Source organism: Bacillus sp. SRB_8, assembly GCF_003264205.1.
Taxonomy (GTDB): Bacteria; Bacillota; Bacilli; order Bacillales; family Bacillaceae_G; genus Bacillus_A; species Bacillus_A mycoides.
Window position 1 is genome coordinate 273,180 of sequence record NZ_NADT01000004.1, and the last position, 21,273, is coordinate 294,452.

Annotated in this window: 20 protein-coding genes; all 20 read left to right on the top strand. The window is 33.7% G+C overall.

The genetic code is table 11. The features are described 5' to 3' along the window. The first annotated feature begins 206 nt into the window (after positions 1–206). On the top strand, positions 207–944 hold the full coding sequence (locus B5P40_RS03490; RefSeq protein WP_002184593.1) for a YveK family protein: 738 nt from the start codon (positions 207–209) through the stop codon (positions 942–944). After that, complete coding sequence (locus B5P40_RS03495; protein WP_002184594.1) at positions 934–1,623, top strand: CpsD/CapB family tyrosine-protein kinase; 690 nt, start codon at positions 934–936, stop codon at positions 1,621–1,623. The genes B5P40_RS03490 and B5P40_RS03495 overlap by 11 nt, the downstream gene beginning before the upstream one ends. Before the next feature lie 83 nt (positions 1,624–1,706). Continuing rightward, positions 1,707–2,474, top strand: a complete 768-nt coding sequence (locus B5P40_RS03500) for a tyrosine-protein phosphatase (RefSeq protein ID WP_002184595.1) — start codon at positions 1,707–1,709, stop codon at positions 2,472–2,474. A gap of 249 nt (positions 2,475–2,723) precedes the next feature. Next, complete coding sequence (galU, locus tag B5P40_RS03505) at positions 2,724–3,605, top strand: UTP--glucose-1-phosphate uridylyltransferase GalU (RefSeq protein WP_113708851.1); 882 nt, start codon at positions 2,724–2,726, stop codon at positions 3,603–3,605. A gap of 60 nt (positions 3,606–3,665) precedes the next feature. Then, positions 3,666–5,477 carry a polysaccharide biosynthesis protein gene (locus B5P40_RS03510; RefSeq protein ID WP_113708852.1) on the top strand — a complete coding sequence of 604 codons (1,812 nt, stop codon included), beginning with the start codon at positions 3,666–3,668 and terminating at the stop codon, positions 5,475–5,477. 23 nt (positions 5,478–5,500) lie between these two features. After that, complete coding sequence (locus B5P40_RS03515; protein WP_113708853.1) at positions 5,501–6,616, top strand: DegT/DnrJ/EryC1/StrS family aminotransferase; 1,116 nt, start codon at positions 5,501–5,503, stop codon at positions 6,614–6,616. Next, entirely contained in the window at positions 6,616–7,260 is a 645-nt protein-coding gene (locus tag B5P40_RS03520; RefSeq protein WP_078176120.1) for a sugar transferase, read from the top strand. Before B5P40_RS03515 ends, B5P40_RS03520 begins: the two co-directional genes overlap by 1 nt. Continuing rightward, positions 7,257–7,874 carry an acetyltransferase gene (locus B5P40_RS03525; protein WP_002184601.1) on the top strand — a complete coding sequence of 206 codons (618 nt, stop codon included), beginning with the start codon at positions 7,257–7,259 and terminating at the stop codon, positions 7,872–7,874. Before B5P40_RS03520 ends, B5P40_RS03525 begins: the two co-directional genes overlap by 4 nt. Before the next feature lies 1 nt (position 7,875). Next, a complete protein-coding gene (locus B5P40_RS03530) occupies positions 7,876–8,967 on the top strand; it encodes a glycosyltransferase family 4 protein (protein ID WP_002184602.1) in 1,092 nt (363 codons plus the stop codon). A gap of 27 nt (positions 8,968–8,994) precedes the next feature. Beyond that, positions 8,995–10,254 (top strand): oligosaccharide flippase family protein, encoded by a 1,260-nt coding sequence (locus B5P40_RS03535; RefSeq protein ID WP_002184603.1) that lies wholly within the window; start codon positions 8,995–8,997, stop codon positions 10,252–10,254. Beyond that, positions 10,241–11,689, top strand: a complete 1,449-nt coding sequence (locus B5P40_RS03540) for an O-antigen polysaccharide polymerase Wzy (protein ID WP_113708854.1) — start codon at positions 10,241–10,243, stop codon at positions 11,687–11,689. Before B5P40_RS03535 ends, B5P40_RS03540 begins: the two co-directional genes overlap by 14 nt. Next, the gene (locus tag B5P40_RS03545; RefSeq protein WP_002184606.1) at positions 11,686–12,861 is read left to right on the top strand and encodes a glycosyltransferase family 4 protein; all 1,176 of its coding nucleotides are present in this window, start codon (positions 11,686–11,688) and stop codon (positions 12,859–12,861) included. The genes B5P40_RS03540 and B5P40_RS03545 overlap by 4 nt, the downstream gene beginning before the upstream one ends. Then, complete coding sequence (locus B5P40_RS03550) at positions 12,861–13,757, top strand: glycosyltransferase family 2 protein (RefSeq protein ID WP_113708855.1); 897 nt, start codon at positions 12,861–12,863, stop codon at positions 13,755–13,757. Before B5P40_RS03545 ends, B5P40_RS03550 begins: the two co-directional genes overlap by 1 nt. 5 nt (positions 13,758–13,762) lie before the next feature. After that, positions 13,763–14,326: an acyltransferase gene (locus tag B5P40_RS03555; RefSeq protein ID WP_258402106.1), complete on the top strand. Its 564-nt coding sequence runs from the start codon at positions 13,763–13,765 to the stop codon at positions 14,324–14,326. 169 nt (positions 14,327–14,495) lie between these two features. After that, on the top strand, positions 14,496–15,869 hold the full coding sequence (locus tag B5P40_RS03560; RefSeq protein ID WP_002184609.1) for a UDP-glucose dehydrogenase family protein: 1,374 nt from the start codon (positions 14,496–14,498) through the stop codon (positions 15,867–15,869). Further along, positions 15,847–16,872, top strand: a complete 1,026-nt coding sequence (locus B5P40_RS03565) for a GDP-mannose 4,6-dehydratase (RefSeq protein WP_002184610.1) — start codon at positions 15,847–15,849, stop codon at positions 16,870–16,872. The genes B5P40_RS03560 and B5P40_RS03565 overlap by 23 nt, the downstream gene beginning before the upstream one ends. A gap of 120 nt (positions 16,873–16,992) precedes the next feature. Next, the gene (tagU, locus tag B5P40_RS03570; RefSeq protein WP_002184611.1) at positions 16,993–17,898 is read left to right on the top strand and encodes a polyisoprenyl-teichoic acid--peptidoglycan teichoic acid transferase TagU; all 906 of its coding nucleotides are present in this window, start codon (positions 16,993–16,995) and stop codon (positions 17,896–17,898) included. A gap of 143 nt (positions 17,899–18,041) precedes the next feature. Further along, complete coding sequence (gene galE / locus B5P40_RS03575; RefSeq protein ID WP_002184612.1) at positions 18,042–19,034, top strand: UDP-glucose 4-epimerase GalE; 993 nt, start codon at positions 18,042–18,044, stop codon at positions 19,032–19,034. Positions 19,035–19,154: 120 nt separating this feature from the next. Further along, positions 19,155–19,826, top strand: coding sequence for a response regulator transcription factor (locus B5P40_RS03580; protein ID WP_002184613.1), 672 nt, complete (start codon positions 19,155–19,157; stop codon positions 19,824–19,826). A gap of 11 nt (positions 19,827–19,837) precedes the next feature. Next, positions 19,838–21,268, top strand: a complete 1,431-nt coding sequence (locus B5P40_RS03585; RefSeq protein WP_078176164.1) for a HAMP domain-containing sensor histidine kinase — start codon at positions 19,838–19,840, stop codon at positions 21,266–21,268. The last annotated feature ends 5 nt before the right edge of the window (positions 21,269–21,273 follow it).

The following is a 21,273-nucleotide window of genomic DNA, read 5'->3' on the forward strand; positions in this document are numbered from 1 at the left end:
TCGGTAGTATAGTATTTGTCAATTCCTCCAACAATTTTCTCAACCATTCTTGCTATACTAATATAAGTTCTGTAATATATTAAATAGTTATCTATTACTAAACAACTTTAGGACTAGATAACAGATTTTTGTTGTCAGATTAAAATCCAACAATTTATTTTTTTTTAGAAGTTTTTATGACAAATTATTGAAAGCTGGAGGAAGGCATGGAAGAAACAATAAGTTTGAAAGAGTTATTTGCTATTTTAAGGAAACGATTAGTTATGATCCTTGTAATTACGATTGGTGCAGCACTTGTAAGTGCGATCGTAAGTTTCTACTTTATAACGCCGATTTATCAGACTTCGACGCAAATTCTTGTTAATCAAAAGAAGCAAGAAGGTGTTTTTCAACCTGGTGAAGTACAAACAAGTCTTCAATTAACAAATACATATAAAGTTATTGTGAAAAGCCCAGTTATTTTAGATCAAGTGAAAGAAAAGTTAAAGCTTAACATGTCAACTGGGGCTTTAAATAGCAAAATTAACGTCGCAAACGAGAAAGATTCACAAGTGATCGCTGTTACTGTACAAGATAAAGATGCAAAGCTAGCTCGTGATATCGCAAACACAACAGCGGAAGTATTCAAGAGTGAAATTGCAAAAATCATGAGTGTTGATAACGTAACAATCTTATCAAAAGCAGAAGTAACAGAAGGACAGTCACCAATTAAACCAAATAAGATGCTGAACGTAGCAATTGCATTTGTTGTTGGATTAATGGCTTCTGTTGGAATTGCATTCTTACTAGAGTACTTAGATAACACGATGAAAAAAGAAGAAGATATTGAAAAACAACTTGGTGTACCAGTTCTTGGCGTCGTTTCTCATATGGAGGAAGATGGCACAAAGAGCGGTAGTTTATCAGCAACGAAGAGAGTAGGGGGGCATACAATTGGTTCTTAAGAAAAAAATATTACGTGCTCGCCGTCAGCTGATTGCATATGAACAACCAAAATCATCTGTGTCAGAGCAATACCGAAATATACGAACAAATATTGAATTTGCATCTGTTGATAAGAAGATTCGTTCTCTTATCGTAACATCTGCGAATCAAAGTGAAGGAAAGACAACAACGGCTGCTAATATTGCAGTTGTTTTCGCACAACAAGGTAAGAAAGTATTACTTATCGATGCAGACTTACGTAAACCAGCATTACATCAAATGATGCAAGTGGATAATATATTTGGCTTAACAAGTGTATTAACACGTAGTAATACACTAGAAACATGTGTGACACAAACGAAAATCGGTAATTTAACATTTTTACCATGTGGTCCAATCCCACCAAATCCAGCGGAATTACTGGGTGCAAGCTCGATGAAAGATTTACTTTCAGAAGCTTTTGGCACGTATGACCTTGTCATTTTTGACACATCACCAATCTTACCAGTTACAGATGCACAAATTATGGCAAATCAATGTGATGCTTCTGTACTTGTTATTCGAAGTGGTGTAACAGAAAAAGAGGCGGCACTTAAAGCAAAACAATCATTAGATAGCGCAAAAGGTACATTACTTGGCGTTGTCTTAAACGATAAAGAACAAAATGGATCCGAATATTACTATTACGGTTCTAACTAAATGCAAAAGAAGGAAAGGTGAACATTCATCTTTTCTTCTTATATTCAGTATGTGAAGAATATGTGGAGAGAGGATGAAATAGAATGATTGATTTACATTGTCATATCTTGCCTAATGTCGATGATGGAGCACAATCAATCGAAGACAGCATTGCAATGGCAAAGGCAGCATGCGAAGAAGGAATTCATACAATCGTTGCTACTCCTCATCACCAAAATGGGGTTTATATGAATCTAGCAGAAAGCATTCTTCATCAGGTAAAGCAGTTAAATGAAAGATTAAAAGAAGAGGATATCAATTTAACCATTTTACCTGGTCAAGAAATCAGGTTGTACGGAGAGTTATTAGAAGACTATGATTCGAGGCGTATTGTTACATTGAATCGTACGGATAAATATATATTAATTGAATTTCCAACAAACCATGTCCCGCGCTATGCAGAAAAAATGTTATATGAATTACGTGTGAAAGGGATCACGCCGGTTATTGTTCATCCAGAACGGAATATGGAAATTATTGAACGCCCCGATGTGTTGTATAAGCTCGTCAATCAAGGGGCACTAACACAAATTACCGCAGGAAGCGTCACAGGAAAGTTCGGAAAGAAAATCAAGAAGTTTTCATTGCAACTTATTGAGCATCATTTAACACATGTCATATCATCAGATGCTCATAACACAACAACGCGCTCCTTTCACTTGCAAGCTGCGTATGAAACAGTAGAGAAAACATTTGGGAGTTCTACATTGTACGACTTCAAGGAAAATACATATGAACTAATAAGTGGAAAAATGATTTATCGAGAAGAGCCCGAGAAAATAAGACAAAGAAAAATATTCGGTCTCTTTTAAAGAGAAAACCACTTGGTGATGCCTCCTAACCGTTATCAATGGGGGCACTCGGTCGTGCTGTGGGTAGAAATTATATTTCAACCTACCTTAGACGCTTGTCGTCGGGAGCATGATGTGAGGTAGGGTTAGATGCCCATAGTTTATTTATGATAGAAACTCTACCTATGGAGTTATAAATATGACTCTATAGGTAGGTTTTTTTATTATTGTTATATACATATGTATATATAAATTTTTGGGGGTATTGATTTGAAAAAAGTAAGGAAGGCAATTATTCCAGTTGCTGGACTGGGAACAAGATTTTTACCAGCGACGAAAGCGATGCTGAAAGAAATGTTACCTATCGTTGATAAACCGACGATTCAGTACATTGTAGAAGAAGCAATTGAATCTGGCATTGAAGATATTATTATTGTAACTGGAAAAGGAAAACGTGCAATTGAAGATCATTTTGATCATTCTTTTGAACTGGAACAAAACCTTTTAGAAAAAGGTAAATATGAAATGCTTGAAAAAGTACAAGCATCTTCAAAGATTAATATTCATTACATAAGACAAAAAGAACCAAAAGGATTAGGTCACGCAGTATGGTGTGCTCGTAAATTTATTGGGAATGAGCCATTTGCAGTATTACTTGGTGATGATATCGTACAAGCTGATACGCCATGTTTACGTCAGTTGATGAATGAGTACGAGGCAACACATTCGTCTGTAATTGGTGTGCAAACAGTACCGGAAAATGAAACGCATCGTTATGGAATTATTGATCCAATCACGCAAAATGGTCGTCAATATCAGGTGCACCGATTTGTTGAAAAACCAGCACAGGGAACAGCACCATCTAATTTAGCAATTATGGGGCGTTACGTATTAACACCAGAAATCTTCATGTTCCTTGAAGACCAACAAACAGGTGCAGGTGGAGAAATTCAATTAACAGATGCGATTCAACGTTTAAATGAAATTCAACATGTGTTTGCATATGATTTTGAAGGTACTCGATATGATGTTGGGGAAAAATTCGGATTTATTAAAACAACGATTGAGATGGCACTTCAAAACGAAGAATTGAAATTAGACTTGATGAAGTATATAAAAGAACTTGTAAAAAAAGAAGAGGTACATTCATAAGAGAATGTCCTTTTTTATTATCAATAAGATGCGAATTATATAAAGAAGGGAACAGGTATATTGAGTTATCGAAAACGGCTCTCATTATTAATTTTATTAGATTCATTTATTGTATTAACCGCCGTATATTTAAGTTATTGGTTCATACATCCGAATGTATTAAACAAAATCCCTGCGACAGTAATTATTAGCTCTATTACATTATTGTGTAGTCATCATATTTTTGCGGCTATTTATAAGCTTTATAACAAGGCGTGGGAATATGCAAGTGTTGGAGAATTAATACAAATATTTAAAGCAATTACACTTTCTATTATTGTAACAGCAATTGTTCAACAAATTATAAATCATGATATTTATGTTCGAATTTTAGCAATCGCATGGATGTTACATTTATTATTAATTGGTGGTTCTCGCTTTGTATGGCGTATGTTTCGCGATACATATATTACGAAAGCTACAGATAAAAAACGAACATTGATTATCGGTGCTGGTTCAGCGGGAACTATGGTAGTAAGACAATTGCAACATAATAAAGAAGCGGATCTATATCCAATTGCGTTTGTTGATGATGATAGAAATAAACAAAAATTGGAGATTTATAATGTGCCGGTTGTTGGTACAACAAATCATATTCAAGAGATTGTGGAAGATAATGATATAGAGCATATCATTATTGCTATTCCATCTTTAAATAGAAATCAAATAAACGAAATTTTTGAGAAGTGTACAAAAACGAAAGCAAAAACGCAAATTGTACCAATGCTTGAAGATCTTTTAGATGGCAAAGTTTCTGTTAATGAATTTCGAGATGTACAAGTGGAAGATTTATTAGGTAGGGAGCCAATTCAATTAGATGACGCGGGCATCGGGGAAAAGATTGCAGGTAAAACGATTTTAGTAACGGGTGCGGGCGGATCAATTGGATCAGAAATTTGTCGTCAGGTGATGAAGTATAATCCTGCAAAAATTGTTCTTTTAGGACATGGTGAAAATAGCATTTATACTATTGAAATGGAAATGCGAGTTACTTATAAAGATGCAGTGGAAATTACGACAGAAATTGCTGATATTCAAGATCGACATAAAATCTTTGAAATAATGAACAAGCATCAACCATATATCGTATATCATGCAGCTGCACATAAGCATGTACCTTTAATGGAACGTAATCCTGAAGAGGCTGTAAAAAATAATATTTTTGGTACGAAAAATGTAGCAGAAGCGGCTGATACATTTAAAGTAAATACGTTCGTAATGGTTTCTACAGATAAAGCGGTAAATCCGACGAATGTAATGGGAGCTACAAAACGATTTGCGGAAATGATTGTCCAACATATGGCATCCATTAGTACTGGTACACGTTTTGTTGCAGTTAGATTCGGTAATGTTCTTGGAAGTAGAGGAAGTGTAATCCCATTATTCAAGAAACAAATTCAAAAAGGTGGACCTGTAACAGTTACTCACCCTGATATGATTCGTTACTTTATGACAATACCAGAAGCTTCAAGATTAGTTATTCAGGCTGGAACGCTAGCTAGGGGTGGAGAATTGTTCGTACTAGATATGGGGGATCCAGTAAGGATTGTTGATTTAGCTAAAAATTTAATTACTTTTTCGGGGTATTCTATTGAAGAAATTGGAATTGAATTTACTGGATTAAGACCAGGCGAAAAAATGTATGAAGAGTTATTAAATGAAGGTGAAATTCATCCGGAGCAAATATTCCCTAAAATTCATATAGGAAAAGCTGTTCTAATGGATCAAGAGATTTTAAGACAGTTTATGAATGATTTTGAGGAAATTAGTAACGAGGAAATAAGAGAACGATTATTAGATATTGCAAATAATAAAATTAATCTTAAAAATTAATTTAGGGGAAGGGAGTTTTTTAAATGGGAGATAGAATATTTCTTTCATCACCACATATGAGTGATGAAGGTTATGAAATGCAGTATGTTAAGGAAGCATTTGATACAAATTGGATTGCACCACTTGGGGAAAATGTGAATGGATTTGAAAGAGAACTAGCAACGAAAGTTGGCTCTAAAGCAGCCGCAGCGCTATCTTCTGGGACAGCTGCAATTCATCTGGCTCTAAAAGCAGCTGGAGTAGGGGAGGAAGATGTTGTTTTTTGCCAAACGCTTACATTCTCAGCTACTGCAAACCCTATTATCTATCAAAATGGTACGCCTGTTTTTATAGATAGCGATTATGAAACTTGGAATATGTGCCCTAAAGCATTAGAAGAGGCTTTTAAAAAATATCCAGATGTAAAGGCAGTTATAGTAGTTCACCTTTATGGGCTTTCTGCAGATATGGATAAGATTGTTGAACTTTGTAAGAAATATGATGTTCCTTTAATTGAAGATGCAGCAGAGTCTTTAGGGACTTACTATAAAGGTAAGCATACTGGTATTTTTGGAGATTATGGTATTTTCTCTTTTAACGGTAACAAAATCATCACTACCTCTGGTGGCGGAATGCTTGTTTCTGATAATGAAGAACGAATTTCAAAAGCAAGATTTTGGGCCACTCAAAGTAGAGATCAAGCAAGACATTATCAACATAGTGAATTAGGTTTTAACTATCGTATGAGTAATGTAGTTGCTGGCATTGGTAGAGGACAACTTAAGGTATTAGATCAAAGGGTTCAAAAGAAAAGATACATATTCGATTTTTATAAGAGAGAATTAGAAAATCTTGAAGGTATTGAATTTATGCCTAGTAATGAATGGAATGAACCAAACTATTGGCTAAGTTGCATGACTTTAAATGGTGAAATTCGACCAATTGATGTTATGGTAGCTCTTGAAAAAGAAAATATTGAATCTAGACCAGTTTGGAAGCCAATGCACATGCAGCCGTTCTTTGGGAAATATGATTTTGTTGGTACAGATGTATCAGAGAAACTTTTTGAGAATGGTGTTTGTTTACCAAGCGATACGAAGATGATAGACGCAGATTTAGAAAGAGTTGTGAAAATTATTAAAGGATTGTGGTTAGCGTAATGAGGAATTCTAGAGGTGGCATCTATAGAAGACTTATAAAAAGACCGATGGATTTTATACTGTCTGTAAGTGCTATTATAGTGCTTAGTCCAGTATTTCTTATAGTTGCTTTTCTTGTAAAAATAAAATTAGGTAGCCCAGTGTTGTTTAAGCAAGAGCGACCGGGATTACATGGGAACATTTTTAAAATGTATAAATTTAGAACAATGACTGATGAAAAAAACGAAGATGGTGAATTGTTACCTGATAGTGTAAGACTTACTAAGTTCGGTAAATTTTTACGCTCAACATCACTTGATGAGTTGCCAGGCTTGTTTAATATTTTTAAAGGTAATATGTCAATTATAGGACCTAGGCCTTTATTAGTTCAATATTTACCGTTATATAACGAACATCAAAAACGACGTCATGAAGTTAGACCAGGATTATCGGGATTAGCGCAAGTTAATGGTAGGAACGCTATTAGATGGGAAGAAAAGTTTAATTATGATGTAGAGTATGTTGAGAGTGTAAGTTTCATTACAGATTGGAAAATCATTCTTTTAACGATTAAGAAAGTTTTTATTAGAGAAGGAATTAATTCAGAAACTGCTGCTACAATGGAGCCATTTAAAGGGAATGGAAAAGGAAGTATAAAGTTATGAAAGAAAAACTTCTTATAATAGGAGCTAGTGGCCACGGAAAAGTCATAGCTGATATCGCACTGAAAATGAATAAATGGCAGAGTATTTCCTTTTTAGATGATAACGAAACTCTAAAATCTTCAATGGGAATAGAAATTATTGATAAATCAGCAAGTATCTCAAAGTATATAGATGATTACGATTTTTTTGTTGGAATTGGTAATAATGTCATACGAGAGAAGATTCAGAGGCAACTTGAGACCGAAGGGGCGAGCATTCCGGTATTGATCCATCCGAGTGCAATTATCGGAGAACAAGTCTATTTGGAAGCAGGAACTGTGGTTATGGCAGGAGCTGTGATTAATTGCTGTACTAAGATCGGGAAAGGATGCATTATTAATACTACTTCTACGGTGGATCATGACAATATAATTGAGGATTATGTTCATATATCACCGGGGGCACATTTGGCGGGTACGGTCAATATTGGGCGAGGTACTTGGTTGGGAATTGGTAGTATTATAAGTAATAATATTAATGTTACTGGTGGTTGTAGAATTGGTGCAGGAACTATTGTTGTTAAGGATATAACTGAATTAGGAACTTATGTTGGGGTTCCATCTAGGAGATTATAGAATGAAAAAGGTTTTAATATTAGCAAATAACGATGTCGGTTTATATAAATTTAGAAAAGAGCTTATGCAAGAATTAGTGAAAGAATATAAAGTTTATATTTCACTCCCAGATGGTGAATTTATACATCAATTAAAGGAAATAGGATGTGAGTTCATTAATACACCAATCAGTAGAAGGGGTACTAATCCAATAACCGACGTAAAATTATTTATGAACTATAAAAAGATTATTAAAGAGGTAAAACCTGATGTGGTGTTAACCTACACAATAAAGCCTAACGTATATGGCGGTCTAGCTTGTAGGATGGCAGGTATTCCTTATGTATGTAATATTACTGGTCTTGGAACAGCGGTAGAAAATGATGGGATATTACAGAAAGTCACTTTATTTCTATATAAAAATGCCCTAAAAGACGCGACATGTGTATTCTTTCAAAATGAATCAAATAAAACCTTTTTTAGTACAAAAAAGGTTGTTAAGGGGAAATCAAGATTAATACCAGGATCTGGTGTTAATCTTAATTATTATCCCATACTGGAATATCCATTGGATAAAGAGGTTAATTTTTTATTTATTGCTCGTGTAATGAGGGAAAAAGGTATTGATCAATATTTAGATGCTGCTAAATACATAAGAGAGAAATACCCAAATACTATATTTCATATTTTAGGATTTTGTGAAGGTGAATATGAAGAAAAATTAAAGATAATGCAGGAAAAAGGGATAATTCAGTATCATGGAATGCAAAGTGATATAAGAGAGTTCCATAAAATTTCTCATTGTACTATTCATCCTACATATTATCCAGAAGGTATGTCTAATGTATTACTCGAAAGTGCTGCTTGTGGAAGGCCTATTATTACCACTGATAGAAGTGGCTGTCGGGAAATTGTGGAACATGGAGAAAATGGTTTAATTGTCAAACAAAAGAATAGTCAGGACTTAATAGAAAAAATAGAGCGCTTTTTAAGTATGGATTGGCAGGATAAAAAGAACATGGGCTTAGCGGGTAGAAAGAAAGTTGAAAAGGAATTTGATAGAAATATTGTTCTGAATGCTTATCTAGACGTAATAAACAGTGTACAGAAATAATTATAAGTAAGAGGGTTATATGATATTATGATTAATTCTAAGTCTATGTTACTTAAGGTTATATCGGTTTTTATGGGATCAGCATTTTTTATGGCATCACAATTTTTAATAATAATAATATTGGCGAGACTAGGTAATGCTGAAGTTGTAGGAGAGTTTGGGTTAATGCTAGCGATTACAGGTCCTGTATACATGTTTTTTACGATGCAAATTAGAAATAAAGTTACTAGTGAAGAAAGTAACTCATCTGCGTATATTGAAATTGTAATTTTAAATGTAATATTAGCAACTATAATATCCTTAGGTATTTGTTTTATTACAAAAGCTAGTTCTGACGTAACACAATTAGTATTTATCTACTTGTTAGCAAAAAATGTTCAATTAGTTTCCGAATTAGTTTATGGTATTTTGCAACAACAAGAAAAACTTCATGAAGTAGGATTTTCAAATTTTATAAAAGGTATTTCATCAACTTTTTTGTTTTTTATTTTTTATTATTTCACAAGAGATATTTTATTGGCCACTCTTAGTATAGGATTATCATGGTTAGTAACGCTTTTAATATATGATATTTCTAAAATTAATATGAATAAGAAGAGAAATATTAAAGATTACTTGAAACTACCTGATGATATGAAAAAGGTTAGTTATTTATATAGGGCTCTGTTACCTTTGGGGATTATCTCACTTCTATATTCATTAAATACAAATATAACTAGATATTTTATTACTTATTATACTGATACAGAACAATTAGGTTATTTTACAGCCCTCTCGTATCTAATGATAGCGGGAAATACCCTCGTTGGGGCGATAGGGCAGTCGTTTTGCAATAAATTATCTCGTTATAGTGATCGGGAGTCAAAAAGTGATTTTAATAAATTATTTAATAAACTAGTTGTCTTTGGCTTGATGTTAGGCCTGGTAAGTACATTATTGACCTTTTATCTTGGAGAGTTCTTATTGTATATTCTTTTTGGATCAGATTATATCGAATATTCTTCGCTTTTAACTCTTTTAATGGCAGCGACTATTTTTAGATATCCTGCTGAGTTTATGGGATACGCAACTATTGCTACTAAAACTTATAAGAATGAGTTACCTCAACTTATTTTCATGTTAATTGCAACATGTATTTGTGCATTTTTGTTAATCCCGATATGGGGATTATACGGTGCTGCTGTTACATTACTTGTAGGCTCTTGTATTACTGCGATTGGAAGATTTGTAATAATTTTAAGAGTGAATAAAGAAAGTGAAAGGAAAGTAAGTTATGAAACACAGTAAAATGAGAAATAGTGGGAATGTAATTTCATTTCCACTATTAATTAATGTATTACTCGTAGCTCTACTTGTAATACTTAGTTCAATATCACTTTTGTTTTTTAGCACCAATGAAGTAGTTACTTTAATCCCGATTGCAATTACAGCTTTATTTATCATTCGAAGAATAATATTAATAATTTTTCATAAGGTACCCACTTTGGATATTTGGGCTATTTTTACGTATACTTCGATACTAATTTTTATCTATTCTCCATTGTACCATCTAATAACGCATCAGCCGATTGCGAATAATTTACCATCTGATTTTACAAACCTAATAGCTATTATTGCTTGGACTTCATTACCGGTGATACCATTGTTTTATTTTGGGAGCTATATTAGAAAAAATATTAAATGGAGAATAAAAAAAGAAGCTTTTAAGAATGAAGAAATAAAAGTACCTAATATTTCTTTCATCGCTTTTGTTTATATACTGGTTGGTTTTAGTGCAAATATGATTATAGAGTCAGGGATAGGCTTAGGTGTATTAACGGGTACCCTTTATGTTTTAAATGATTTTTTTAGTGTAGGGTTAATATTTTTATATTTTAACTGGGCTAGTAAAGTTGCTAAGAAAGATAAAAACGTAAAGTTTCTGGGGCTAATATATTTACTAGTTATTTTGGTCTTAATTTCTTTATTTAACTTAGATAGAGGTAGCAGGTTCTTCATTCTAGTTTATGCATTTTGGGGATTATATATCTATGTAAATTATTTAAATAAAAAATTTAATATTACAAAGTTAATAATAATTACAATTATATTAATACCATTACTTACACAATATAAGTTATTCAAGTATGCGGAATATAATACCGATTATTTGGTAGATAGTAATTACCGAAAGTCTATTCAAAACCAATATGAACAATTGACACCTGGTTACACAATTGCTACAGATTTAGGGCGCTATTACATTTGGATGTTATATTATAAGGAATTGCAACCCAATGGTAATATTGATTACCAGCATGGAAAGACTTATGTTGATGCTGCTTTAACTATGTTACCTAGTTGGATTGTACCTAATAAGCCCCCGGGTATGATTGCTTTGTCTCATGATGCAGAATCTGGTAGAGGATTTTATGAACAATATAGGCCTACTACAGCAAAAATAGGAGGATTCTGGGCAGAAAGTTATGTGAACTTTGGATTTTTAGGGATATGGACTTTAGCAATTATATTTGGCTATTTCCTAGAAGTTATAAATGAAGTAATAAATAGAAATAAATTTGGGAGTATTACACCGGTTGTAGCAGGTTTGTTAGTTACATTTGGTGCGGAATTTTTACTGCACGATTCAAGGTTAATATTATGGCATGTTGCAAAGGATTTGTTTTTAATCTTTCCATTAATAATATATGTGAAATTTAAGAAAAAGAGGTTTAATACATGAAAATAATTTTTGCTATAAGTTCACAATACTATGAAAGTGAAGATGGGGTTTGGACAACGACATCATATAATAATACGATGTGGGATGAATATCTTAAAAGTTTTGATGAAATTTTTGTCTTAGCTCCATTAAAAAAAGTAAATGAGCTTCCAACTGGATGTAAAAGAGCTGATAATAAGAATGTCAAGTTTATTGACTCATCTGCTATTAAGAAAAAGGATGCAATTGGTATAATAAAGGTGAGAAATAAGATTAATTTATTAGTTAAATCATTAGATGGTGGGATATTGCATAGCCCATCATTTGAAGCGGAGTTAGCGTTTAGTGCTTTAAAAAAATATAAAAAGCCTTATGTTGTTGAAAGTAGAGGCGAGCAATCAATGCACGAAGGCTTTTTAAAAGCTAGAGGTATTCCTTTTGCCAAGTTTGTAAAGCAAATTTTTCTAAAAATGCATATGAGACATCTTGAAGGGGCATACGGATGTATTTATGTTTCTGATACTTTAAAAGAAAGATATGCGCCAAAAAATATAATTAAAGCAGCAGTAATAAGTGATTTAAGATTACCAGATTCCTTTATTAAAACACCAAGGGTTTGGGAGCAAACTTCAGAACCTTTTAAAATAATTAATGTAGGTAATTTAAGTCCTTATAAGGATCAAAGAACTTTAATAAAGGCGCTTCATTTTATTATAAAAAACTTTAATTATAATATTCAATTAAATATGGTGGGGAAGGGTCCCCTTGAATCAGAATTAAAACAGTTTGTAAAAGAGTTGGAACTAGAACAATATGTAAAATTCCATGGTTTTGTACCATGGGGGGAGGAACTTTTTAGTTTATATGATCAAAATGATTTATTTGTTCTATCTTCTCTTACAGAAGGTATGCCAAGGGTAGTACTTGAATCGTTAGCAAGGGGATTACCGGTAGTATCAACAGAGGTTTCTGGATCAATTGAAATTTTGCCTAAAGAGTGTATAGCTCCTGTTGGTGACTATAAGACATTAGCTCAAGCAATTAGAAGATTAATGGAATCTCCTTCTTTACTAAGTGAACTTTCTAATTTAGGAATTAATGAGATTAAGAATTATAGAGAGGACATTTTAAAAGAGAAAAAAATAAACTACTTTAATGAATTTAAAGAAGCTTTTAAGGTGGATGGAGATTGATGAAAGAGCCATTGGTTAGTATTATAATACCAAGTTATAATCCAGGACGATTAATAGAATTTGCGGTGAAAAGTGTAGAAAACCAAACATATACAAACAAAGAAATTATCATTATAGATGATGGTTCAACGGATGGGACGCTAGAGTGGTTAGAAAATAATAAGGAAAGATTTAAATATGTTACTCAAAAAAATAGTGGAGCTTCTAGTGCAAGAAATAAAGGTGTAAATATTGCTACCGGAGATTTTATTGCTTTTCTTGATGCTGATGATATTTGGTTTCCTAATAAACTTGAAAAACAAATGGGAATTTTTAAAGAGGAACAGGATATTTCTTTTGTATTTTCAAACGGCTTAATAATACATGATGATATTGAAGTAGATAGTATAATTTTGGAGAATCATGAAAAAGTATTTGATTTATACACTTTACCGCCAAAAATAATAGATTTTGATTGGAATTTTCGTATTCATTCAGTGCCTACTAGTAGCCTTATTGTAAGGAAAGATGATTTTATTAAGGTGGGTGGATTTCCTACCTTAATTCAGGGAGAAGATTTTGCCTTAATACAATTATTATTGGCTTATAATAAAGGTTATGCTTTTAAGGAACCTTTAATGTGTTATAGGAGACATCAGAATAATACAAGTTCGTCTATACAAAAGGTATCTATGAAAAAAAGGATGGGGAAAATTTTAAATAAGGATTTGACAAGAATTATATTGTTCAATATTTTAAAAGAAAATAATCATCCAATACCAAAAATTATTAATAAATATAGGGTTTATCCAGTCCCTTGTAGAATGCTTGCTTTGTTTATTTGGAGATTTAGGTATGGTGCAAACAAAAATAAAGTAAAACGGGATATTATTAATTATTTAACGGGAAGGGCTTGAAAAAGTTGAGAGGAAGAGAAAAAGCAAAGAAATTCCAATTTTTTTTAAGAATAGTGATAGGAATTTGGAATTTGTTTCCAAGGAAAGTATTGTATTCTTTATTAGTTTTAAATCGAAACTTGCCAGGATATTTAGGATTAGGCATAAGATATACTATATTTAAGGTTTTATGTAAATCTTGTGGGGAGAATGTTTTAATTGGACCTGGAGTATATTTCTTTAAGCTAGAAAATTTAGTAGTAGGAGATAATGTTAGTTTTCACCCTTTATGTTATATTGACGCTACTGGTGGAGTAGAAATACAAAAAGATGTTTCGATTGCACATAATTGTACGATTGTTTCCTTTGAACATGATTATACATCTGGAACTATATACAGAGATAATCCAGTAATCTCTAATCCCATTAGTATAGGCTCTAATGTTTGGTTAGGGGCAGGGGTAAGGGTTTTATCAGGAACGATTATTGAAAATAATGTTGTTATTGGTGCTGGTTCGATTGTTAAGGGAAAGATCAATAAAGATTCATTATATGTTGGGGTACCAGCTAAAAAGATAAAAGAGATTTAGTTTTATTTTAGTGGGATACTAAATTATGAGATTTTATTTATGAAGTACCCCTATTTATTTTTTATGAAATGAATATTGGGGCAATAATATAAAATAGTATAATGCTTGTCGCTTCTATATTATTGAGGAATATAGAATTGTTAATTAACATATGAAGAGGAAGGTAAATATGTACAAGATAGCGGTAGCAGGAACAGGTTATGTTGGTCTAGTGGCAGGTGTATGTTTTGCTGAAGTTGGGCATCAAGTAACTTGTGTTGATATTGATGAAAAGAAAGTAGATTTAATGAAATCAGGTGTTTCACCAATCTATGAAGCTGGTTTAGAGGAATTAATGCAAAAAAATTATGCTGCTGGCAGAATTAATTATACAACTAATTATAAATCAGTATATAAAGATGCAGATGCGATTTTTATTGGTGTAGGAACTCCAGAACAAGCTGACGGTTCTGCAAATCTTTTATATATTGCAACTGTTGCAAAGCAAATTGCTGAAAGTATAGAAAAAGATTGCCTTGTTGTTGTAAAGTCAACTGTTCCGATTGGAACGAACGATAAAGTAGAGCAGTTTATTCAGGACTTTTTAGTTAATGATGTGAAAGTAGAAGTTGCATCGAATCCAGAATTTTTAGCTCAAGGTTCTGCTGTTCATGATACGTTATATGCAGAAAGAATTGTCATTGGTACAGAAAGTAAATGGGCTGAAGGAGTATTAATGAATCTTTATAAACCGTTTCATTTACCTATCGTTTCAGTAAATAGACGATCAGCTGAAATGATTAAATACGCTTCTAATGATTTTCTTGCCCTCAAAATTTCTTATATGAATGATATTGCAAATCTTTGTGAATTAGTTGGTGCGGATATCCAAGATGTTGCAAAAGGTATGAGTTTTGATGAGCGTATTGGAAGTAAGTTTTTAAATGCGGGCATCGGTTTTGGGGGATCATGTTTCCCTAAAGATACAAAAGCATTAGAATATTTAGCGAGACAACATGGTTACGAATTAAGAATAGTAAAGGCTACAATTGATGTGAATAAAGATCAAAAGACTTTATTATATAAAAAAGCTAGCCAAAGGTTAATTACTTTTAGTGGTTTAAAAGTAGCGGTACTAGGACTGACGTTTAAACCTGGAACAGATGATTTAAGAGAAGCTGCGTCTCTTGAAAATATCCCTTTACTATTAGAACAAGGTGCAGATATTTATGCGTTTGATCCAGTAGGTGCAAGCAACTTTGCTAAGGTATATCCAGAAGGTAAAAATAAAAATGGTAATATTACATATGTTGCTAATGTTGAACAAGCTTTAGAAGGTGCAAACGTCTGCTTTATTTTTACAGAATGGGGAGAAGTGAAAGAATTAGCTCCAGAAAATTATAAGAAGTTAATGAGAACGCCCCTAGTATATGATGGAAGAAATATTTATGATGTTTCAGCGATGCAAGAAGCTGGGATAGAGTATCATTCTATCGGAAGAAAAGCTACAAGTAGAGAATGTATGAGGGAGTCGGATTATATTGAATTACAAGCCTCTAGATAATAGTAAAGTATACCTTGTTACTGGAGCGGCAGGTTTTGTTGGATATTTCTTATCTAAGAAATTATTAGAACAAGGTTGCCAAGTAATAGGTATCGATAATATAAATGATTATTATGATGTAAATCTTAAATATGCTCGTTTAGAGCAACTGAAACCGTATGAGAAATTTACTTTTATTAAAGGTGATATTTCTGATAAGGATATGATTACTAAGCTTTTTGAAGAGTACAAACCAAATATTGTAGTGAATTTGGCTGCGCAAGCTGGTGTGAGATATTCAATTGAAAATCCGGATGTATACATTCAAAGTAATGTTATTGGTTTCTATAATATTCTTGAAGCATGTAGACATTTCCCGGTTGATCATCTTGTATATGCATCATCGAGTTCTGTTTATGGAGCAAATAAAAAGGTTCCTTTCGAGGAAACAGATTTTGTAGATAATCCAGTATCACTTTATGCATCTACTAAGAAATCAAATGAACTAATGGCTCATACGTATAGTCACTTGTATAAAATTCCTGCTACTGGGCTTCGCTTCTTTACGGTGTATGGTCCAATGGGACGTCCAGATATGGCTTACTTTGGTTTTACTGATAAGTATTTTGCTGGTGATTCAATCAAAATATTTAATAATGGTGATTTTGAAAATGATCTATATCGTGATTTTACTTATATAGATGATATTGTTGAGGGGATCCAACGTCTTTTAAGTAATCCACCTAAAGGCGATGTTGAACATAAAGTATTCAATATTGGAAATAATAATCCTGAAAAACTAATGGTATTTATCGAAACATTAGAGAAAGTACTAGGTAAAGCTTTAGGAAGAGAAGTGACATTTGAAAAGGTATTTGAGCCTATCAAACCAGGAGATGTACCGGCTACTTATGCATCAACTGATTTATTACAGAAGGCTGTAGATTTTAAACCTGAAACTTCTATAGAAAAAGGCTTACAGGAGTTTGCTAATTGGTATGTAAAATACTATACAGTAAAATAATCGTGATTCTTTTTGAAAAGGCCACTAGCGGCTTAGAATACTTAAGATATAATATACTAAATTAATGTTTGTATTATCTGGAGATTTATTCAGAATGATTGAAAGATGAGGTCTATAATAATGAAAAAGAAAATTCTATTTTGGATATTAGGAATCATAGGAGTACTAATTATAGGTGGAGGAGTATACGCTTATAATGTATATTCTAAAGTCTCAAGTACATTAAATGAAGTTCATAAACCTTTAAAGCGTGATCAAGGTAACAAACAAGAAGAAAAAATTAATAAATCTGAACCTGTTTCAATCCTGTTGCTAGGTGCAGATGAACGCGGTGAAGATAAAGGGCGTTCTGATTCTTTAATGGTCATTACTTTAAATCCGAAAAACAATTCTATGAAGACGTTAAGTATCCCTCGTGATACGTATACGGAAATTGTAGGTAAAGGAAAAAGTGATAAAATTAATCATGCTTACGCATTTGGTGGCGTGGATATGTCTGTCGCAACAGTCGAAAAATTCTTAGGTGTGCCTATTAATTACTACATAGAAGTTAATATGGAAGGATTTAAGGATATTGTTGATGCTGTGGGCGGTGTTGATGTAAATAATGATTTAGAATTCTCTCTTGAAGGAAAGCACTTCCAAAAAGGGAATATTCATTTAACAGGTGATCAAGCTTTAGCGTATACTCGTATGCGTAAAGAAGATCCACGTGGTGACTTCGGTCGTCAAATGCGTCAACGCCAAGTGATGCAAGCAGTTATTAAAAAAGGTGCAAACTTATCTTCTTTAGCAAATTATGGAGATGTACTTACAGCAATCCAAAAGAACGTGAAAACAAACTTAACACAAGATCAAATGTTTGATATGCAAAAGAATTATAAGAATTGCTTGCAAAATAGTGAAGATATTCAAATCCCAGGTGACGGACATAAAGCAGCTGACGGTATTTGGTATTACTATGTTCCGGACGCAGCGAAGCAAGATTTAACAAATAAATTAAAAGCAAATCTTGAGCTAAAATAAGTAATAATACGGATAAACCCAACTCTTTTGGAAAGAGTTGGGTTTATTTTTTGTTTTTATATTAGTATTATATAATGTAAGACTATTAGAAGAGGTGAAGGGAAGTAACTATAAGATTCTAACATATGAGCAGGAGGAAGAACATGAGTTCAATTTTAGTATGCGGTGGAGCTGGTTACATCGGTTCTCACGCTGTAAAAAAATTAATAGATGAAGGCCTATCTGTAGTAGTAGTTGATAATTTACAAACTGGGCATGAAGATGCGATTACAGAGGGTGCAAAGTTTTATAAAGGAGACCTTCGTGATAAAGGTTTTCTAAGAGATGTTTTTAAACAAGAAAATATTGAGGCGGTTATGCATTTTGCAGCTGATTCTTTAGTTGGCGTTAGTATGGAGAAACCTCTTCAATATTATAATAATAATGTGTATGGTGCACTTTGCTTGCTAGAAGTAATGGATGAGTTCAAAGTAGATAAGTTTATCTTCTCTTCTACTGCAGCAACTTACGGTGAGGTAGATGTTGATCTTATTAATGAAGAGACGGTAACAAATCCAACGAATACGTATGGAGAGACGAAGTTAGCGATTGAAAAGATGCTTCATTGGTATAGCCAAGCTTCTAATTTAAAGTATAAGATTTTCAGATACTTTAATGTAGCTGGTGCAACGCCAAACGGTATTATTGGTGAAGATCACCGTCCCGAGACGCATCTTATTCCTTTAGTTTTACAAGTAGCTTTAGGACAACGTGAGAAGATTATGATGTTTGGCGAAGACTATAATACACCAGATGGTACTTGTATTCGCGATTATATTCATGTCGAAGATTTAGTAGCAGCTCATTTTCTTGGTCTTAAAGACTTACAAAACGGCGGGGAAAGTGATTTCTACAACTTAGGAAATGGAAATGGGTTTAGCGTTAAAGAAATCGTTGAAGCTGTTCGTGAAGTTACGAATCATGAAATCCCAGCAGAAGTAGCACCAAGGAGAGCGGGAGATCCAGCACGTCTAGTTGCTTCTTCACAAAAGGCGAAAGAGAAATTAGGATGGAATCCACAGTATGTAGAGGTTAAAATAATTATTGAACATGCTTGGAATTGGCATCAGAAGAAACCTCATGGCTATGAGAAGTAAGTAGAAATGGAAAAGAGAGGGTATCGTCGTTCAACATATGTTCGACAATACCCTCTCTTTTTTTGTATGATTTTTGCTATACTAAACTGTACTATAATACGGGATGGAAGGAGGATGATGATGAAAATACTTGTAGTTGATGATGAATCGAGTATCCGCAATTTAATTCGGATGCAGTTAGAGATGGAAGGATATGAAGTATTGACGGCAGCTGATGGGAGAGAAGCTTTAGAGAGATGGAATGAGCAGCCGGATGTACTCATTTTAGATGTGATGCTTCCTGATACGGATGGGTATGAGTTATTACGTTTATTCCGAGAGAAGGATCGTGATATCCCAGTGCTTATGCTGACAGCAAAGAGTCAGATGAATGATAAATTGCTTGGCTTGCAGCTTGGTGCGGATGATTATGTGACGAAGCCTTTTAATTATGCGGAGCTTATTCTTCGTGTGAAAAATATGAGTCGGCGTGTGAGGAAGGAGGAAGTGTCTTCTACTCATGAGGTGATCCGAGCAGGGGAATTGGTAATTTGTCCAAAGGAAAGAAAGGTACATGTGAGTGGGCAAGAAATTCAGTTAACGTATCGAGAGTTTAATTTATGTCAGTTGTTTGTTTCGAATCCTCAGCGTGTGTTCATGAGAGATGAGTTGCTTGAGAAAGTATGGGGATTTGAGTATATCGGAAATACGAGAGCGGTTGATATTATGGTGCAAAGACTTCGAAAGAAACTCGGGAATAGTGGGGAGCATATTAAGACGATTTATGGTGTTGGATATAAGCTTGATTGCTAAAAGGTGATGATATGTCTTTAAAACGAAATATGGTGTTTGGAATAGTTGGATTGTTGATTCCAATTCTTGTTCTTTTATACGCGGTTGTTTATATTGCACTGGAGAAGAATGTGTATCATAATGCGGCGGATTCCTTAGAAAAGTTAAGTGTGGAAGCGCAAATTTATACGATGAATTATTTAGAGAAGGAAGCAGAAGTAGAGACGTTAGGTCCTAATTCGCTTTTAATTGCTTCGTATTTAGCGAAGCGAATGGATGTCCGGGTGCAGATGATTGGGAAGAATGGAGATGTTGTTGCAGATACACAAAAAGGGGCATTACTTCATCGGAATATTGATATTGAGAGTTCTTTGAAGGGAAAGAAATCTTATGTTTTCGAGGAGGGAGACCCAGCTCCAATTCTTTTGTTTTCAAGTCCAGTTTATTATGGAAACGATGTCATTGGGAGTATTCGTTTTATAAATGAGTTAACGGATGAGAAGGAAGTTTTAACAAATGTGAGTTGGACGTTTTTGATGACGTCGCTTTGTTTAGTAGCTGCTGGTATTTTCTTTGCGATTCGTTTGGCGAAGTCTCTTCATAAACCAATTGATCAGTTAAGGCAAATGGCGCATCGGCTCGCGAATGGGGATTATGAAAGTAAGATTGAGCTGAATGAGTATGTGGAGATTGCACAGCTTTCAGCATCCTTTAATGCGATGGCTGATGGAATTGAACTGCATATTAAGCAGCTGAAGGAAGAGAAAGAGAAACAGAAAGATTTCTTAGACCGCATTACACATGAGCTGAAAACACCGCTTACGGCAATTATTGGTTATGTTGATTTAATTCCGAAGTTACAATCGAAGGAGGATGTGCAGGAGAGTCTCCGTTATGTGGCTGTAGAAAGTGAACGTCTATTATCACTTGTAGAGGAATTACTTAAGTCTTCAAAGTACGGGAAGAGTACGTTTGAAGTGTCACCTACAGTCGTGAATATAAAAGAATTGGCAGAAGAGGCAGTTTCGATTGTGAAACTCAGGTTGCAGCAGTTTGAAATTGAAGTTATGAATGAGTTAATGGAAGTACACGTCGTTGCGGATTTTGATAAGACGAAGCAAATTTTCTTGAATGTACTTGATAATGCGATTAAATATAGTGATGCTACGCGAGTTCGTATGAATGTAATTATAAATGAGCAGGAAGCAAAGGTTTTTGTTCATGATGATGGTATTGGTATGGATGAAGGTGTGCTTGCAGAGTGGAATGAGTCTCCGGAAGGTAAGGTGCTTCCTTCTAGTTACGGGAATGGCTATGGTTTATACATTTGTCAGGAGATTATGAAGAAGCAAGGCGGGAGTATGCGAATTGAGAGTAGTGAAGAAATGGGAACTACAATATGTATGACATTTTTACTCCCAAGACGGATGGAAGACATAAAAAACTTGAAAGCGGTTAAATGATACAT

Coding starts and splice junctions, on each gene's coding strand:
- B5P40_RS03490 (WP_002184593.1), top strand. CDS start 207: ATGGAAGAAACAATAAGTTTGAAAGAGTTATTTGCTATTTTAAGGAAA.
- B5P40_RS03500 (WP_002184595.1), top strand. CDS start 1,707: ATGATTGATTTACATTGTCATATCTTGCCTAATGTCGATGATGGAGCA.
- B5P40_RS03515 (WP_113708853.1), top strand. CDS start 5,501: ATGGGAGATAGAATATTTCTTTCATCACCACATATGAGTGATGAAGGT.
- B5P40_RS03520 (WP_078176120.1), top strand. CDS start 6,616: ATGAGGAATTCTAGAGGTGGCATCTATAGAAGACTTATAAAAAGACCG.
- B5P40_RS03525 (WP_002184601.1), top strand. CDS start 7,257: ATGAAAGAAAAACTTCTTATAATAGGAGCTAGTGGCCACGGAAAAGTC.
- B5P40_RS03530 (WP_002184602.1), top strand. CDS start 7,876: ATGAAAAAGGTTTTAATATTAGCAAATAACGATGTCGGTTTATATAAA.
- B5P40_RS03535 (WP_002184603.1), top strand. CDS start 8,995: ATGATTAATTCTAAGTCTATGTTACTTAAGGTTATATCGGTTTTTATG.
- B5P40_RS03540 (WP_113708854.1), top strand. CDS start 10,241: ATGAAACACAGTAAAATGAGAAATAGTGGGAATGTAATTTCATTTCCA.
- B5P40_RS03545 (WP_002184606.1), top strand. CDS start 11,686: ATGAAAATAATTTTTGCTATAAGTTCACAATACTATGAAAGTGAAGAT.
- B5P40_RS03550 (WP_113708855.1), top strand. CDS start 12,861: ATGAAAGAGCCATTGGTTAGTATTATAATACCAAGTTATAATCCAGGA.
- B5P40_RS03560 (WP_002184609.1), top strand. CDS start 14,496: ATGTACAAGATAGCGGTAGCAGGAACAGGTTATGTTGGTCTAGTGGCA.
- tagU (WP_002184611.1), top strand. CDS start 16,993: ATGAAAAAGAAAATTCTATTTTGGATATTAGGAATCATAGGAGTACTA.
- galE (WP_002184612.1), top strand. CDS start 18,042: ATGAGTTCAATTTTAGTATGCGGTGGAGCTGGTTACATCGGTTCTCAC.
- B5P40_RS03580 (WP_002184613.1), top strand. CDS start 19,155: ATGAAAATACTTGTAGTTGATGATGAATCGAGTATCCGCAATTTAATT.
- B5P40_RS03585 (WP_078176164.1), top strand. CDS start 19,838: ATGTCTTTAAAACGAAATATGGTGTTTGGAATAGTTGGATTGTTGATT.